This window comes from Streptococcus suis (assembly GCF_019856455.1).
In the GTDB taxonomy this organism is placed as follows: Bacteria; Bacillota; Bacilli; order Lactobacillales; family Streptococcaceae; genus Streptococcus; species Streptococcus suis_AE.
This window is the reverse complement of record NZ_CP082205.1, coordinates 1671441-1689189: the sequence shown is the minus strand read 5'-3', so window position 1 is coordinate 1689189 and position 17749 is coordinate 1671441. Positions and strand designations below refer to the sequence as shown.

Below are 17749 nucleotides of genomic sequence, written 5' to 3'. Positions count from 1 at the left end.
CCTATTAGTAAGTTTATGCTATTCTATTCAATACTGTTTTCTTATTTCCAAAGAGTTTTTTTATCTCTTGGGAGAGGAGGTAGACGATTAGTATAGATCTGGTCGACTTTCAAAAGTTCCCATCAGAAGGAAGGAGTCGTCAATGTCATAAGAATTAGAAGTAACCCTATGTTGAACTGTCTCAAAAAGTTAGACGGAAAAGTCTAACTTTTTTTGGGATGGAAATACATATTATTTACTCTTCCTTTTATTTTTGAGAAGAGTTGAGATAGCCCAACAAAATTCTAAAGATAATAGGGAAATGTATCCCAATCTGGCAAGGAAGTTTTCTTTTTGTTCACCTGTTTTTGGTAATATTACGCCATTGGTTTGTTGAAGCTGGCTCGGAGAAACTGTTGAATCATACTTCCTGTCAGTCAGATATTGAATTGATTTTGGTGTCTCTGCGAGTTTAATTGGAGTAGAGCTTACTTTATTATTTGGTAATGCTAGTCCAAGATTTGAAATATCTGTTTTTTCTTTTTTGCTTGGGAGATCTATTGCTTTATCGGTACTGCGGTTTCCGATTTTGATAATTTGTTCGATCGGATCGAGGAGAACAATATCAGAAATGATTTCTTCATCGTTTCTTCCAACGACTGAGCCATTTACAAGAGTAATAACTTGTCGTTGACCATTTCTTCCTGGAACAAGGATGATCTCTTCACCAAGCTTCAATTGATTATCCACTATGTATCTCGTTTGGAAAGGAATCGGAACAATTGTTGTAGTCCATTTTAGTTCAGGTTTTATAACCTGCTCAGGGGCAGTATCTGTAACTTTGGTCTCTAAAATCCCGACACTTACCACCTCGTCAACAGGGTCAACTCTTTCCGTCTTAGTGCTAGAGGTAATCAGTCCTGTAGCGGTGTCTAGGGTATAGGTCGTTGTGGTTGTTTCCCGCCCGTCTTTACCTTGCTTAACGACTTTCGTTTGTCCTTTTGGCAATTGGTCATCGTCTAGTTTAACGGTTTTGAATGCCAAGATAGTGTTGGTGACTTCCGTCATAGTACCGACTGAAATAATCTTGTTTTGAGGGTTTTCTACGATTTCTCTAATCGGCTCAGCGCCCTCAGTTTCAGTGATTTTCACTTTACCGAGTTTTCCGCTGAAGATGACTGTCGTTTCGCCTGCCACCTTGTTTTCATCCGCTTGGTAATCGACAGCGAAAGGCACCTCCTCGTACCGAACTGTTGTTTGAGGGATAATTTTCGTTCCGACACTTACCACTTCGTCAACAGGGTCAAGTCTTTCCGTCTTAGTGCTAGAGGTAATCAGTCCTGTAGCGGTGTCTAGGGTATAGGTCGTCGTGGTTGTTTCCCGCCCGTCTTTACCTTTCTTAACGACTTTCGTTTGTCCTTTTGGCAATTGGTCATCGTCTAGTTTAACGGTTTTGAATGCCAAGATAGTGTTGGTGACTTCCGTCATAGTACCGACTGAAATAATCTTGTTTTGAGGGTTTTCTACGATTTCTCTAATCGGCTCAGCGCCCTCAGTTTCAGTGATTTTCACTTTACCGAGTTTTCCGCTGAAGATGACTGTCGTTTCGCCTGCCACCTTGTTTTCATCCGCTTGGTAATCGACAGCGAAAGGCACCTCCTCGTACCGAACTGTTGTTTGAGAGATAATTTTCGTTCCGACACTTACCACTTCGTCAACAGGGTCAACTCTTTCCGTCTTAGTGCTAGAGGTAATCAGTCCTGTAGCGGTGTCTAGGGTATAGGTCGTCGTGGTTGTTTCCCGCCCGTCTTTACCTTTCTTAACGACTTTCGTTTGTCCTTTTGGCAATTGGTCATCGTCTAGTTTAACGGTTTTGAATGCCAAGATAGTGTTGGTGACTTCCGTCATAGTACCGACTGAAACAATCTTGTTTTGAGGTTTTTCTACGATTTCTCTAATCGGCTCAGCGCCCTCAGTTTCAGTGATTTTCACTTTACCGAGTTTTCCGCTGAAGATGACTGTCGTTTCGCCTGCCACCTTGTTTTCATCCGCTTGGTAATCGACAGCGAAAGGCACCTCCTCGTACCGAACTGTTGTTTGAGGGATAATTTTCGTTCCGACACTTACCACTTCGTCAACAGGGTCAACTCTTTCCGTCTTAGTGCTAGAGGTAATCAGTCCTGTAGCGGTGTCTAGGGTATAGGTCGTCGTGGTTGTTTCCCGCCCGTCTTTACCTTTCTTAACGACTTTCGTTTGTCCTTTTGGCAATTGGTCATCGTCTAGTTTAACGGTTTTGAATGCCAAGATAGTGTTGGTGACTTCTGTCATAGTACCGACTGAAACAATCTTGTTTTGAGGGTTTTCTACGATTTCTCTAATCGGCTCAGCGCCCTCAGTTTCAGTGATTTTCACTTTACCGAGTTTTCCGCTGAAGATGACTGTCGTTTCGCCTGCCACCTTGTTTTCATCCGCTTGGTAAACGACAGCGAAAGGCACCTCCTCGTACCGAACTGTTGTTTGAGGGATAATTTTTGTTCCGACACTTACCACCTCGTCAACAGGGTCAACTCTTTCCGTCTTAGTGCTAGAGGTAATCAGTCCTGTAGCGGTGTCTAGGGTATAGGTCGTCGTGGTTGTTTCCCGCCCGTCTTTACCTTTCTTAACGACTTTCGTTTGTCCTTTTGGCAATTGGTCATCGTCTAGTTTAACGGTTTTGAATGCCAAGATAGTGTTGGTGACTTCTGTCATAGTACCGACTGAAACAATCTTGTTTTGAGGGTTTTCTACGATTTCTCTAATCGGCTCAGCGCCCTCAGTTTCAGTGATTTTCACTTTACCGAGTTTTCCGCTGAAGATGACTGTCGTTTCGCCTGCCACCTTGTTTTCATCCGCTTGGTAAACGACAGCGAAAGGCACCTCCTCGTACCGAACTGTTGTTTGAGGGATAATTTTTGTTCCGACACTTACCACCTCGTCAACAGGGTCAACTCTTTCCGTCTTAGTGCTAGAGGTAATCAGTCCTGTAGCGGTGTCTAGGGTATAGGTCGTTGTGGTTGTTTCCCGCCCGTCTTTACCTTTCTTAACGACTTTCGTTTGTCCTTTTGGCAATTGGTCATCGTCTAGTTTAACGGTTTTGAATGCCAAGATAGTGTTGGTGACTTCTGTCATAGTACCGACTGAAACAATCTTGTTTTGAGGGTTTTCTACGATTTCTCTAATCGGCTCAGCGCCCTCAGTTTCAGTGATTTTCACTTTACCGAGTTTTCCGCTGAAGATGACTGTCGTTTCGCCTGCTGCCTTGTTTTCATCCGCTTGGTAAACGACAGCGAAAGGCACCTCCTCGTACCGAACTGTTGTTTGAGGGGAAGTCGTATAGCGCCAGTAACCGGTATAGAATTGTCGTTTTGTAGTACTATTAGAATCCAATTCCCACTTATCAAATACCCATTTTCCTTCGCCATCTGGCACTTCTACAGTAATTGTTTCTGGTGCTGGGATAGCTTGGTCAAGACTTTCCTTATCATCTGGTTGCAAGTCGTAAATCTCATTTGGTAAGACTCTGCTATCTTCGGTATCGAAATAGTAGCTAGCAGAGTAAGGCTGATGGTAGATGTAGTTTCCATTTTCATCTATTTCTAGATTGAGTTCTAGCGGTTTTAACTTGACAGAGAGCCCATCTTTTTTAGAAGCAACAGCGACAAATGTTTTACCATCTGATGCTGAAAAATCCATATCATTACGTTTAAAATGGATTGTGGCATGTCCAGATACATCCTGTATACTTAATTGCCCCTTGTCAGTGAATTCCAACATTCCATCACCTGTAAGAGATTGGAAATGCACAGCTAAATCACCCAAGTTAAGTCGGCTACCATTTTCGATAGCTAAGGTTTGTTGGATTGGTGTGATCGATTGACTGCTTAGCGAGATAGAAGAAGGATGTTTTAAAATAAGATTTGCGATATGGTTTAATTCTACATTACTTGCCTTGCTACCATTGAAAATAAGGGTTACTTGATTGGTTTCAGGTGCTTGGAATTTATTGACCTGATTACTTTCAGAAGTGATTGTAACAGGAGAAGGTGTAGTCACTTCGACACCATTTTTAATTTGTGTACCATTTGCAATCGCAATATCTGCAGCATTTTGGACGGTCATCTTATCGAAAACAGTTTCATTTGTATTTAAAATTTTCAAACTGGATTCACGCTTATCAGTTGTATCTGCTGATGAACCTATGATAAGACTAGGGCGTTTATCAGTTTGACGATTGGATATAAGAGTGGATACATGATCCATTGTCACTTGACCATCTATGTAGATGTTTCCAGGGACATTGCTTTCTGTTAAAGCATGAATACTTAAATTACGTAGGGTAACGTTATTTGAAATTTGAATACTCTCATTAAAAATAATCGCATTTTCACTGCTATCACTCTCAATGGTAACTGCTTTATTGATGACGAGTGGAGTTCGCTCGGTGGCATTGCCGACCAGTTTGATGATAGTACCATCTGTAGCTTTCTGCAAGGCTTCAGCCAAACTTCCCATAGGGGTATCTTCTGTCAGTCCTTGTCCGTTTCCGCCATTTTTTACATAGATAATGTCAGATTGTTTTGGTGCTTCAAAGATACTAGCTTCTAGATTGTTAAACTGTAGAGCTTTGTTTAGAATATCTAATTTAACTTTACGGACATTAGTTGCTAACCGAGCAACTGAAGCTTTTTGAGCTGCTTGGTCTAACTGCGTTTGAGTAACAGTGGAACGACTGTTAAGTAGACTGTTAATTGAATTTCGATAGGTGGTTAATACTGCTAAATCAGCTTTTATAGCTGTTTCTAACTCTTTCTCCAATTGGCTAGTTTGCCACAATTGATTAACCGGTTCCTTATCTTCTAACCGTTTATATTGCGCTTTTTTGAAACTAGCCCAATCTGAATATTCGTTTCCTAAGATTGCTTTAAAAGCTTCTGAGTCGCTATTGTATCTGTTACTAATGTAACTTATAAAGGCATCCCAGCCTTTCCATGCCAATATTTCATATGCATGTCGCTTGAAAGAGATATCTCCAACGGTATTATTGCCACTTGGAGCTTCTGAAGCACCGTAGAAGCTTTCTAGAAGTGGGACATGATCATATTGGTTATGACTTAATTCCGTTAGGATAGGGGAAATTCCACGAGGGATAAACTGACCACTGACTGCATCTTGGTCAACCAAATCATTGATGCTAGTTGGTTTAGTAAGTGAAGCAACCGTCAACTGCCCATAGGGGAGAAATGCATCGTTGGTAGAAGGGAGACTGGTGGTTGTCGTGCTAGTGTTAGAAGTGGTATTGCGAGGTACTTGGACGACCTTATTGAAATAAGTAGCTAATTCATTCTCTGCTAGGGATTTTAAAGCAACCCTCGCTTCAACAGCTTCCAAATAAGCGACTAAATCAACAAGATTTTTTGTGTAATTTGCTAACTTTTCTGTAGAAGTTTGAGGTGTTAATGCTTGAGTACGATTTGGACTGTCAGCAATAGTGAGAGCGGTATTCAAATTAAAGACAGGTTTGTACTCACCAGGAACACCGTTTTGTGTATTATCAATTACTTCAAATAAACCTCGTGCATACACTTCAGGTCCTTGACCAGCTCGTCGACCTTCTTTTCGATAAGTTCCACCGAACAACCTAGCCTCATCGTTTGTATGAGTCATTTCGTGAGTGAACAGTGCGACACCTGAAAGGTTACTGTGCATAAAGCGTGTCTCGTAGGCTTTAATCATATTTTCACCGTTTGCAACACCTCCTAGTCCAACTCCTGAACGAACATAATTTTCCCAGAGATTCATTGGAGAGAAGAAGTTGAGTACCGCAGAATGTGCAGAAGTGCCTTCGTTAGGTGACCAAGTGTGTGCTTTGGTGGTCTCGTTATAGACATTCATCGTATCGACTGCTAGTGTAAATGGAATAGTTGTACTATCTTTTTTAGCAGAGTTAAGGAAAGTCAACCAATTTTCTTGGTAGGTAAGGATTTTTTCGAAGAAAGTAGATGTAGGTTGTTGTACCCCACGTTCCTTGCTGTAGTTTTTCAACTCAGGGTACAGGTCTGTATACGAATCTAAAAGCCCAAGAGTCAAACTGTTGCTAGTACCTGCAAGGTAAACACCTCTACCTTGAGAGAGGACAGGGAGGATATATTCTGGTTTATTGGTTTTTAATAATTCAAAGATGGAGATGTTTGGGCTTGTTCCAATCAAAGCTTGGGACTGTTCTGTAAAGTAGCTATTTACATCTTTTCCTTTAGATTGAGCTATTTTTTTAACTAATTCAGCAGTAGATTTGGTACCAGTGTATTGACCAATCATACGGTTATTGAATTGTATTTGATTAAGATTTAAGGCAAGTGACCGTTTATCAGTAATGTGACCACCATAAGCCATCAATCGGTCATAGGCACTTGTCTGGTCAGCTTGGATATTACCGATTGTGTGGGGAGTAAAGACAAGAGTTTGTGGTAAATCTTTTTCAAAGGAGTATTGTTGCTGGAGGTATAGGACACCACGATACAGTTGACTAAGATTATTTTTTAGAGTTTCAACTGTAAGCCCTGATTTTTCCGTAAGTAGCTGACCATTGTTAAATGCAAGTAGTTGTTGGAAAGTGTTTTTCGCCTCAGGCGCAAGAGCTTCAATACTCGCATCTTCGTAGAGGTTTTTGTTTGCTTCAATCAGCGCTAATTTTGTTGCTTCAGCGGACCTTTCTTGGTCAGTCAAGTGCTTGTAATTAGGATCCGACTTTAGTTGTTTTATAAGCGGAACAAAATATTTTGTTAAATCAGAAATACTTAAACTCTCTTTAGGTTTTACAACATCTAGTAAAGCTACTTTATCAGCGCTAGTTTCAAAGTTTGTGAGAATAAGGTTGTTAAGAGTTTGTTTCTCTTCAGCGTTTAGAGATGCTATCGTTTTAGACGGAGTGATGCTTCCATTTTCAATTGCTTGGATAGCAGTATCATTTCCAGTCACAGTAGTTGTGGGGCTTGTATTGGTTGCGGCACGAAGGGCTGTTGTTCCTTCGCTTGTGTTAGGTTGCTCTGCTTTTAAACTGGCATCGATAGTTTCTATTTTAGGGGATGATTCAGGGGAGGAAAGAGCAGTAGTTTCCGTTGGGAACTCTACTTCATTTACTGAGCTCTCTGTTGAAGATGAAGTTGTAGTGGTGTCTTCGGTATTTGCAAGGTGGTCATTCTGACTAGTGGTAGATTCAGGTACCGCTTGTTCCGTACGGGTGCTTTTTTCGGTATCAGTTTGTCCCTCGACCGTATTATTCACGGTGACTTCTTCTTGAGTAGTAGTTTCCGTATTTTGAATGCTCTCTCTATTGTTAGGAGTTTCCGTAGGTTGAGTAGGGATTGTTTCCTCTTCGCCTGTTGCGTTGCTAATAATAACTTCAACACTATTTTCAGCGGCTGCTACAGTACTGTTTCCTTGAGTAAGAAATGCAAATCCGATACAAATGGACACAACACCGATTGATAATTTTTTTATAGAAAATCTTTGTTTCCGTTCCATATTTTCCCCTTTTCTAGTTCATGTAGTTATCTAGAATATAACAGAAATTAAGCGTTTTCGCAAGTAGTATAGTACCCGTTGTGCTAGTTAATTTTAGCCAACTAAAAAAACTTTGCGTATCATAAACTCAAAATAACCACGAAATGAGGGAATAATATGCAAAGCCAACATTATTATCTCGCAAATCCCAATCAAACACAAGTTATTTTTTCAAAAATCTTGACTCAAGTTCTCGCTTTATATGAGCGATTTGTTCCCCATGAGGTTCGAAATCGGCGAAACATCCACCTACAAAAACAGTCTGATGTCGTTGTTATCGCTAGTTATCTTTGGGCAATTCAAGAGGGCCGCAGGACGGCAAGTGCTATTTCCCGTGCGATTCGTCATAATCTCTTCCCTGACAACTTCCCAGAACACTCACGATTTTGCCGTATCTGTCAAAATCTTGCTCAAAGTATTCAGCGTATGCGCTATTTTATGGTCTTAGATCTTTGTCAAACCTGCTCGTTCGGCTTGATTGACAGCTTTCCTTGTGCCCTATGTCACCCCATTCGCAACATGAGAGCTACATTGTTATCAGAGGTGGCAGATATTGGCTATAATGCGACTAAGAAAATCCATTATTATGGCTTGAAATTTTCAGTTCTTGTCAGCGATAGTGGGTTTCCTATTGATTATGTTATCACACCCGCATCTATTTATGATGGCGATGTTGCTTTGGAGCTACTTGAAAATAGCCCATTTCCAATCGTTTATGGAGATAAAGGATATGTGGATAGACAGACAAAGGCAGCGTTAGTAGACTGTGGTATCCAGTTAATTTCTCAACTCAGAAAAAACATGATGGGGTATTCGTGGCTAGAAAATTACAAAATAAGTCGATTGAGGAAAACAGTGGAGACTGTATTTTCTAGTTTAGAGCAGTTTGGAATGGAGGCTTTACGTTGTCGAAACATTCAGGCGCTCAAATTTAAGACAGAGGCAATATTACTTATCTATTCTCTTTTGCTTAAAAGCAGTCATACTGAATTCGGTATCAGTTTAAAATATTCCCTTGCTTACGCTTGATTAACTAGCACAACGGGTAAAAAATAATAGTTTTTATTGGTTTCCTGACGGTTATTGTTGGGAAATTTTTCGTTGTGATAAATTTGTCAGCATTTTCTTTGCATTGCATTCTTTTTATTTATATAATTGTAGTATATTTTTTATTTGGTTCAAAAGGAGATTTTGATGAATTTACATTTTTTACAAAAGAAGCAGCATTTTGGAATCCGTAAGTTTTCCATCGGTGTCGTATCTGTTGCCTTGGCAATTAGCTTTAGTGTTGCTGGAGGGCAGGTTGCGGCTGCCCAAGAGGCAAGCCAAACTCCTGTTAGTAGCCAGCAAACTAGTCAGGCAGTGACAGATCAAGCAAATCAACTGCAGGAAACCAATGAGGTAACTGTTCAAATTCCAGAAACTGTTGGTTCCTCATTAAACCAAGCCACACAGGAGAACCCAGCTCAAGAAAGCCAGCTTGTGGAAGTAGAACCAGCTATTCAGAAGGAAGTGGTTTCTCAAGATATTTCAGCACCCCAAGCAGCACTTTCAGCAGAAGCAGGGCAAGAACAGACTGCAGAAGAGCAGTCAAATACAGCTGGTGATGAGAGCACTCTCACAGTCGAAAATTCTCATCAGATTATTGAGCAAGTAGAACCAAAATCTATTCAAACGGCACAAGAACCAGCGGGTTCAACGGACGAGGTTACTCAACCAGTTCAGCCAACTGAGACAGCAACAGTAGAAGAAGTCGTTCAGCCTGTGTTACGTTCAGCACGAAGAGCACGCAGTGTGGCGGTTACGGAAGTAGCTAAATTACCACTTGATGCCCAAGGGGAGCTTATGACCTCTGTCAATGGAAAAACAGTTCAGCAGTTTCAAGTGGTTTATTCGGATAGTAGGAGTCAGATAGTCCCTGCGACGACTCAGCCAACGACAAGACAGACCAGCGAGGCAGTTGCGCAGCAGGTTGCTTCGCTGAAGAATGACTTTGTGGCTGTGACCTACGAATCGCTCTATCCCCACTTGTCTCATCAGGAAAGTTTTCTTGAAAAAACTGCTCTAGAGACAGCCATTCGGAAGGAAAATGGGGGAAATGCTCTGTCAGCTGACCAGCTGCAGTCTCTCAAGCAGATAGCCTATATGGATATGCTGGATATGAGAGAGAGTTTTGAGCGAGTAAAAGCTAAGATTGAAACGACTCTGACAGGTATTTTTGAGAAATCAAGTCAGGTCAATGTAGAGGATATCCGTCGTAATAAGGAGAAGATTTTAGCAGGTCTTTCCTATCTGGATCGTCAATATTCCTTTGAATTTGGTCCCCATCAGGCTCAGGATTTGATCTTGTATCACCCTCAGGTTTTTGGTGGTGGCAGGAGTCCCCTTGAAACTCTTACTATCTTGAATACCTTGACCTATCGTGATTTGACCTTAGGACAGTCAGCGACTACTTACCAAACCAAACTAGCTCCAATTACAAATCAAGCTGATATTTTCTCCTTTGTGGAGAAGGGAGTAAGCTTGTTTGAACCAGGCAAAACAGGTGAGCAATGGTTTCAGGAGACTAGCAAGGCTCATCTGGCAGAGTCCCAATCTCCTTACGGAAATTCCTCGCTCTATCAGAAATTAAAGAGCAATGTACGTCTGAACAACCATTTCATTCCTCTCCTGACCCTACCTACTGATCTTGTATATGCCATTAGCACATCAAACACAGTCAACTACGGTCTAACGGAATCCTATGTCCGACCAGGTGTCCAGACCGGCTTGGCAACATTTAAAGCTAGCTTACAATCCTATGCTGATGACCAGGAAAGCTTTTTGAAATTCTGGCATCGCATCAGTCAGAACAGGGATATTCTAGCCAATCATGAAACCATTATTGTGGTTGATAGTCCGCAGAAACTAGGGACAGCTACTCAGCGCGTTCAAGAACTTTATTCACCAAAATATGGTTCAGGTGTTTTAGAAGGGGTCAAGAAATTTATCAGACCGCTCAACCTTTATGCCAACTTTTTACAAGCTGATGGTCAGGCTAATGGAAAGACTTCCATTAATCTCTTTTTGAAAAAATCCCTGTCTGAGGCAGGTCAGTCTGTCTATACCCATGAATTGACCCATATGCTGGATAAGAACGTTTGGTTAAATGGCTATGATAGACGAGCTGGCCAGTTACAAGAAGTTTTTGCCAGAGGAATGTTTGAGTCTATGGATGTTGCTAAAACACCCTATCAAGACCCAAGCTTTATTATCAATGCAGCATATCGCATGGGGGACAATCGGACACAAAATGCTAGTCCAGACCGTTTCCAAACAAGTGATGACCTCAAGACCTATATGCAGGGTATTTTGGACGTCTTGTACACTTTAGACTACGCAGAAGCTCAGTCTATCTTGGGTCAGATACCTGAAGATAGGGCAGTCCTTCTTAATCAGCTGAGCCTTGTCGCAAGTGCTAATGGTGGTCAGACAGATCAAGCTCAACCAATTTCGAGAGATTTAGCAGCAGGTTTGCAATCTATCCATGATTTTGTAGATAAGCAATTGATTTCAGGTCGTTACAAGTTTGACGGTCTAAATACCACAGGAACAGCTCGGACCAATTCTTACTACACCATTCCTCTCTTTGAGCCTATCTATGCAGGTCTGCAAAACAATGCAGGAACAGTAGGTGACATTAGCTTTAGAAGAAATGCCTATGACATTCTTGGTGAATATGGCTATGAAAATGGTATGGTCGCCTATATTTCTGGGCAATACGCCAATGATCAGCTAGCACTGAATGCCATTATGCCGGAATATGGTGGGGACCTCGCAACCTTCAAGAAGGCTATGTTTGATCGTCGCATTGGCAAGGTATCTGAACTGAAATCTACAGGAGTTGCTAGTGATTTCGTGGCTATTCAGAGTTTGATGGATACAGCGATTGCAAAAGACCTACAACAGATGAAGCTCAATGCAACCAACAAAGTACCTTTGTCAACCAGAGTTTCAGCTGTTCAAGAATTGAAAAAAAGTATCTTCCAGGCTTATTTGAAAGATACAGACGACTTCCGTACAAGTATTTATCAAGAAGTTCAGGCGCGTGATCTATATGTCACCAACGGTGCTGAAACATCTACCGAGGGTCAGGGAACAGAAACAAATCCATATCAGAGCTTGTCTTATGCTATTTCCCAAGCTAAAGATGGTGATACAATCAAATTGGTAAGTGATATCATCTATCGTGATGGACAAAATTTTTCAACGAATTTTGTCATTGATAAGGCGGTGACAATTGATGGTCGTGGAAATAAATTAAATCTCCGTGGACTTAATCTGCTGACGACAAAAAACGTGACTCTGACCAATCTCAACCTTGCGATGATTCCAGATGGTGCTCAACAACCGAAAATTTATGCGGATGGTAACCATCTGACCTTTAATAATGTGTCAACGACCATCAGTCAGGCTCAGACAGGTCTTCGTCCAATCTTGATTGCAGGTTCACCAACTGACACCCCTTCAGGAAGCCATGCTCGGATTTCGATTATTGGCGGTTCCTCAGACACTCGCTTCCAGCAAATTTATGCGGGCCATGCCCAAGGGGCTAGTTTGATTCCGGTTGAGATTATCATAGACTCAGAATTTGCCAAGGTTGATCAAGGGATTGACTTAGGTGGTGTAGATGGTAACCAAACACTTGGTCGGGTTAGCCTAGAGAGTAATTCCGGCAATATCAAGAAAGTTATGGCAACTAATAGTTCAGATAACCAAGTGAGTCTGAAAGCAACTCGTATCTATGGGCTAGATTTAGTAGAAGTGCAGGAATTGGCCTTGCAAGATCAAGCCAATATTACCCTATCTAATCGAGTTTCTAGTATCTCCACCCGACTAGAAGTGGAAAAAGGTAGCCTTCTCAATCTGGAGATGGACCAGAATCTTGAAGTCGGTGAACTGATTGGAGATGGAAAACTGATTATCCCAGTTAGCTCTAGCTTGCAGGTAACAGGAGATATTCAAGATAATGTTCAAGTACTTGTTAGAGGTTTTGAACAGGCACTGGCTCAGAATGTAAACAAGGAATATGTCATTGCAGAAGGTTGGACATCTCCTAATGCCAGAATCGCTTTGGAAAACGGATATAATCGTTTTGATTTGGTTCAGGATGGAGTAGCCTATCGTTTGGTAGAGCCGACTCAGACACCGCAGAACCTCCAAATCAACCTTCGTTTCAAAGATGGTGAAACGGTTGTTAAGGAAGAAAGTGTGACCTTGCAAGCAGGCTCTTCTGTGACAGATTTGGAAAACCGCCTGCCTCGACCAGCTCTAGGTCATTATGAGATTTCTTCAAGTTTCGACCAGACTCAATTGAACAACCTGCAAACTTCTCAGATAATTGATATTCCATTGGAATTGATTACGCCTGCCTTACCAGTTAAAGTATTCGATAAAACTGCAGTTACAGTTCTTGAATTGGTAACCCCACCGACTAAGACAGACTATCGCCCAGCTGAAACAGTGGACTTGGCAGGTCTTCAAGTGAGACTGATGGATAATCAAGGTCTGTCCAAAACCATTATTCCAGACCAATTTGGTGAGTACGGTGTGGAATTGGTGCCTGTTACCCTGACCCCACAAGTGACCAGTCTTCAAGTCCGTAAGGACAATCATGAGTTGGCTATTCCAATTCAGGTTATCCCATGGAAAGCAGATGTCTATGCAGTTACTGTTGGGGAGGAGCATGTTTATGAAACAGATGACGACTTGTCTGTGGTTGGAAATGCTCTTTTAGCTAAGGTTCAGGTTGATGCCCAAGCAGGTCCTGTTGAAAAAGGTCTTGTAAACCCTCTTCCAACTACTCTTGGCGAACACAGCGTACCAGTCCTTGTCAAATATGATGATGGTAGTCAGAAGCGAGTAGAGGTTACAGTGCAGGTTGTACCAGCTAGTCTCCAAATCAACCTTCGTTTCAAAGATGGTGAAACGGTTGTTAAAGAAGAAAGTGTGACCTTGCAAGCAGGCTCTTCTGTGACAGATTTGGAAAACCGCCTGCCTCGACCAGCTCTAGGTCATTATGAGATTTCTTCAAGTTTCGACAAGACTCAATTAAACAATATCCAAGCTTCTAAGACAATTGAAATTCCATTGGAATTGATTACGCCTGCCTTACCAGTTAAAGTATTCGATAAAACTGCAGTTACAGTTCTTGAATTGGTAACCCCACCGACTAAGACAGACTATCGCCCAGCTGAAACAGTGGACTTGGCAGGTCTTCAAGTGAGACTGATGGATAATCAAGGTCTGTCCAAAACCATTATTCCAGACCAATTTGGTGAGTACGGTGTGGAATTGGTGCCTGTTACCCTGACCCCACAAGTGACCAGTCTTCAAGTCCGTAAGGACAATCATGAGTTGGCTATTCCAATTCAGGTTATCCCATGGAAAGCAGATGTCTATGCAGTTACTGTTGGGGAGGAGCATGTTTATGAAACAGATGACGACTTGTCTGTGGTTGGAAATGCTCTTTTAGCTAAGGTTCAGGTTGATGCCCAAGCAGGTCCTGTTGAAAAAGGTCTTGTAAACCCTCTTCCAACTACTCTTGGCGAACACAGCGTACCAGTCCTTGTCAAATATGATGATGGTAGTCAGAAGCGAGTAGAGGTTACAGTGCAGGTTGTACCAGCTAGTCTCCAAATCAACCTTCGTTTCAAAGATGGTGAAACGGTTGTTAAAGAAGAAAGTGTGACCTTGCAAGCAGGCTCTTCTGTGACAGATTTGGAAAACCGCCTGCCTCGACCAGATCTAGGTCATTATGTGATTGCTTCAAGTTTCGACCAGACACAATTAAACAATCTCCAAACTTCTAAGACAATTGAGATTCCATTGGAATTGGTGACCCCAGTTAAAGTATTCGATAAAACTGCAGTTACAGGTCTTGAATTGGTAATCCTGCCGACTAAGACAGACTATCGTCCGGCTGAAACAGTGGACTTGTCAGGTCTTCAAGTGAAGCTGGTGGACAATCAAGGTCTGTCCAAAACCATTACTCCAGACCAATTTGGAGAGTACGGTGTGGAATTGGTGCCTGTTACTCTGACTCCACAAGTGACCAGTCTTCAAGTCCGTAAGGACACTCATGAGGTGACTATCCCAATTCAGGTTATCCCCTGGAAAGCAGATGTCTATTCAGTTCATGTTGGAGATAAGCATGTTTATGAAACTGATGACGACTTGTCTGTGGTTGGAAATGCTCTTTTAGCTAAGGTTCAGGTTGATGCCCAGGCAGGTCCTGTTGAAAAACGTCTTGTAAATCCTCTTCCAACTACTCTTGGCGAACACAGCGTACCAGTCCTTGTAAAATATGATGATGGCAGTCAGAAGCGGGTGTCTATTCAGGTTGTTGTCCAACAAACAGCTCATGGGGAAGGTGTCACACATGAATTGCCAATCGGTGTTCTTCCTAAATCGGATCGCTACCAGCCACAAGTAACTGGAGAAGCCCGTGTCCTTCCAGCAAGCAGTAGTGATGACGCAACGGCTGAAATTGTTAAGCAAATTAGTCTACCAACTGAAGCAGGTCAATTTGATGTTGTAGTAGTCACTCCTATTCCACAGTCTAGTGGTGACTACTCCATGATTGTTCGGGTGGTCTATGATGATCGCAGCCAAGACGAGATAGTAGTACCACTTCATATTTTCAAAATGGAAAACGGTAAAGGTGTCACACATGAATTACCAATCGGTGTTCTTCCTCCGTTGGAAACAACCAAGGGCGATGGAGTTACACATGAATTACCAATCGGCGTTCTTCCGTCATTAGAAGTAGCTTTAGAGAAGGGGTTAGGAGAAAATAGTCCGAAGCCAGCCGCAAAAGAAACGGCAGTCTCTGTGAGTGTCGTGGGACAGCAAAAATTCGCTAAAGGACAGTTACCTAAAACAGGGGATAGGAATAATCTTTTACTGGTTGGCGTAATGCTTGCAATCTTTAATTTAATCTTCTGGATGCCGGGTAAGAAACCTCACCAAGTAGAAGAGAAGTAGTAATCATTCATTCTTTTGCTCTATCAGCATAGGAAGAAAGATTTGTTTTCCCTTAAATGCTACCAATCGGATGTTATCCTAATTTTAAAGGCAGAAGCTAAATGTATTAGTTTCTGCTTTTTTAGGCTTAACAAGAGAGTTGAATGATAGATTTTTATTGAGTATTATCAATGAGTTTGTTTTCTATTTTTATTTCAACATGGTATAATTTATTAAGAATTAGAGGTATACATGTTAGTTATTGGACAGATTGAGACATTTAAAAAAGAGAAGTTAGGTTCCTTGACCGTTCTATGCGGTGAGGATGTTGGACAATATCAGATCGCAAAGGATTTATTGTTGCGACAGATTGATTTCGATCCTGCAGACCTTAGTTTTGCCTATTTTGATATGTCAGAAGCTGATTATAGTCAGGTGGATTTGGATTTGGCTTCTCTCCCATTTTTTTCAGACGAAAAAGTTGTCATACTGGATTATTTTTCTGATTTGACCACAGACAAGAAGCGGCATTTGACGGACGATGAGCTTAAACAGTTTGAGGCTTATTTGGAAAATCCTGTCGAAACAACACGTTTGATTATCCTAGCCCCAGGAAAGTTAGATAGCAAACGACGCCTGGTTAAACTCCTCAAACGAGATGGACTAGTATTAGAAGCCAATCCTCTGAAGGAGATGGATTTGAAAAATCATTTCCAAAAGGAGATAATGCGTCTTGGATTGCAGATGGGAGGAGAGGTTTTTCAATATCTCCTTGTTAAGTCTAATTTTGAGTTTGCTGAAGTCAGTAAAAACCTAGCCTTTCTTCAATCTTATAAGGGAAAAGAGACGATTGAAATTTCAGATATTGATGCGGCTATCCCCAAGACACTACAAGATAATATCTTTGATTTAACACAGTTAATTCTACAATCCAAGGTAGAGGAGGCTCGCAATTTAGTTCGTGACTTGCGGTTGCAAGGGGAGGAAGAGGTTAAGTTGATTGCCATCATGTTAACTCAATTTCGAACCTATCTACAAGTGCAAATCCTAGTAGAGCAAGGCCGAGGGGAACAGCAGATAGTAGCTGAGTTATCAACTATTATGGGGCGTAAGGTGAATCCATACCAAGTAAAGTATGCTTTGCGTGATTCACGCCATCTGTCCATTGGATTTTTGAAAAAAGTTGTTCGATTATTGATAGAAACAGATTATCAAATCAAGACAGGACGGTTTGATAAGGATTACTTGTTTGAACTTACATTGTTAAAAATTGCAACGAGTTAAGTGTCTGATTAGTAGTTTCAGACAAAAAAATTGAAAAGGCTCTCACATTGGAGTAGAATAGAACTATCACTTAGTATAGGAGAAAACGAAAATGGCAATTATTTTACCAGACCTTCCATACGCATACGATGCCTTGGAACCACATATTGATGCAGAAACAATGACCCTGCACCATGACAAGCACCATGCAACTTATGTTGCAAATGCTAATGCAGCCCTTGAAAAACACCCAGAAATCGGTGAAGACTTGGTAGCACTTTTGTCAGATGTGGAGCAAATTCCAGCTGATATCCGTCAAGCCCTTATCAACAACGGTGGCGGTCACCTTAATCATGCACTTTTCTGGGAATTACTTTCACCAGAGAAAACAGAAATTTCAGCAGAATTGGCAGCCGATATTGATGCGACCTTTGGTTCATTTGATGCCTTCAAAGATGCCTTCACAACTGCAGCAACAACTCGTTTCGGTTCAGGTTGGGCTTTCTTGGTTGTTAATAAAGAAGGTAAGTTGGAAGTTATCTCAACTGCTAACCAAGACACACCTATCATGCAAGGGTTGAAACCAATCTTGGCATTGGATGTTTGGGAACATGCTTATTACCTTAACTACCGTAACGTCCGTCCAAACTACATCAAAGCCTTCTTTGAAGTAATCAACTGGGACAAGGTTAACGAACTTTATAAAGCAGCTAAATAAGAACAGTTCTCTTCCGTTTGGAAGAGATTTTTTAGTTGTGAGGAGTATTTTGGAGAGAACTGTGTATGGGAAGAGGGATGATTTTTCGTATTATGGATAAAAACAACAAGATATTTTCAGAAAAATGATGTAAAAGTAAGAATAAACGAATATTTTTATAATTTTTTGTTATAAATGACTGATTTG

At 41.4% G+C, this 17749-nt stretch carries 5 protein-coding genes; 4 read left to right on the top strand and 1 reads right to left on the bottom strand.

The features are described 5' to 3' along the window. Nucleotides 1-231: 231 nt before the first annotated feature. A complete protein-coding gene (locus K6969_RS08155; RefSeq protein ID WP_321537385.1) occupies nt 232-7539 on the bottom strand; it encodes a G5 domain-containing protein in 7308 nt (2435 codons plus the stop codon). A gap of 156 nt (nt 7540-7695) precedes the next feature. Here K6969_RS08155 and K6969_RS08150 point away from each other — a divergent pair, with 156 nt between their 5' ends. The 4 genes from K6969_RS08150 to sodA all read left to right on the top strand — a co-directional run bounded on the left by K6969_RS08150 (nt 7696) and on the right by sodA (nt 17563). Beyond that, nucleotides 7696-8607 carry an IS982 family transposase gene (locus tag K6969_RS08150; protein WP_029174879.1) on the top strand — a complete coding sequence of 304 codons (912 nt, stop codon included), beginning with the start codon at nt 7696-7698 and terminating at the stop codon, nt 8605-8607. 165 nt (nt 8608-8772) lie between these two features. After that, nucleotides 8773-15603 (top strand): ZmpA/ZmpB/ZmpC family metallo-endopeptidase, encoded by a 6831-nt coding sequence (locus tag K6969_RS08145; protein WP_321537384.1) that lies wholly within the window; start codon nt 8773-8775, stop codon nt 15601-15603. A 231-nt stretch (nt 15604-15834) separates the two neighbouring features. Next, a complete protein-coding gene (holA, locus tag K6969_RS08140) occupies nt 15835-16866 on the top strand; it encodes a DNA polymerase III subunit delta (protein ID WP_171943028.1) in 1032 nt (343 codons plus the stop codon). Nucleotides 16867-16957: 91 nt separating this feature from the next. Further along, nucleotides 16958-17563 carry a superoxide dismutase SodA gene (gene sodA / locus K6969_RS08135; RefSeq protein WP_024399054.1) on the top strand — a complete coding sequence of 202 codons (606 nt, stop codon included), beginning with the start codon at nt 16958-16960 and terminating at the stop codon, nt 17561-17563. Nucleotides 17564-17749: the final 186 nt, after the last annotated feature.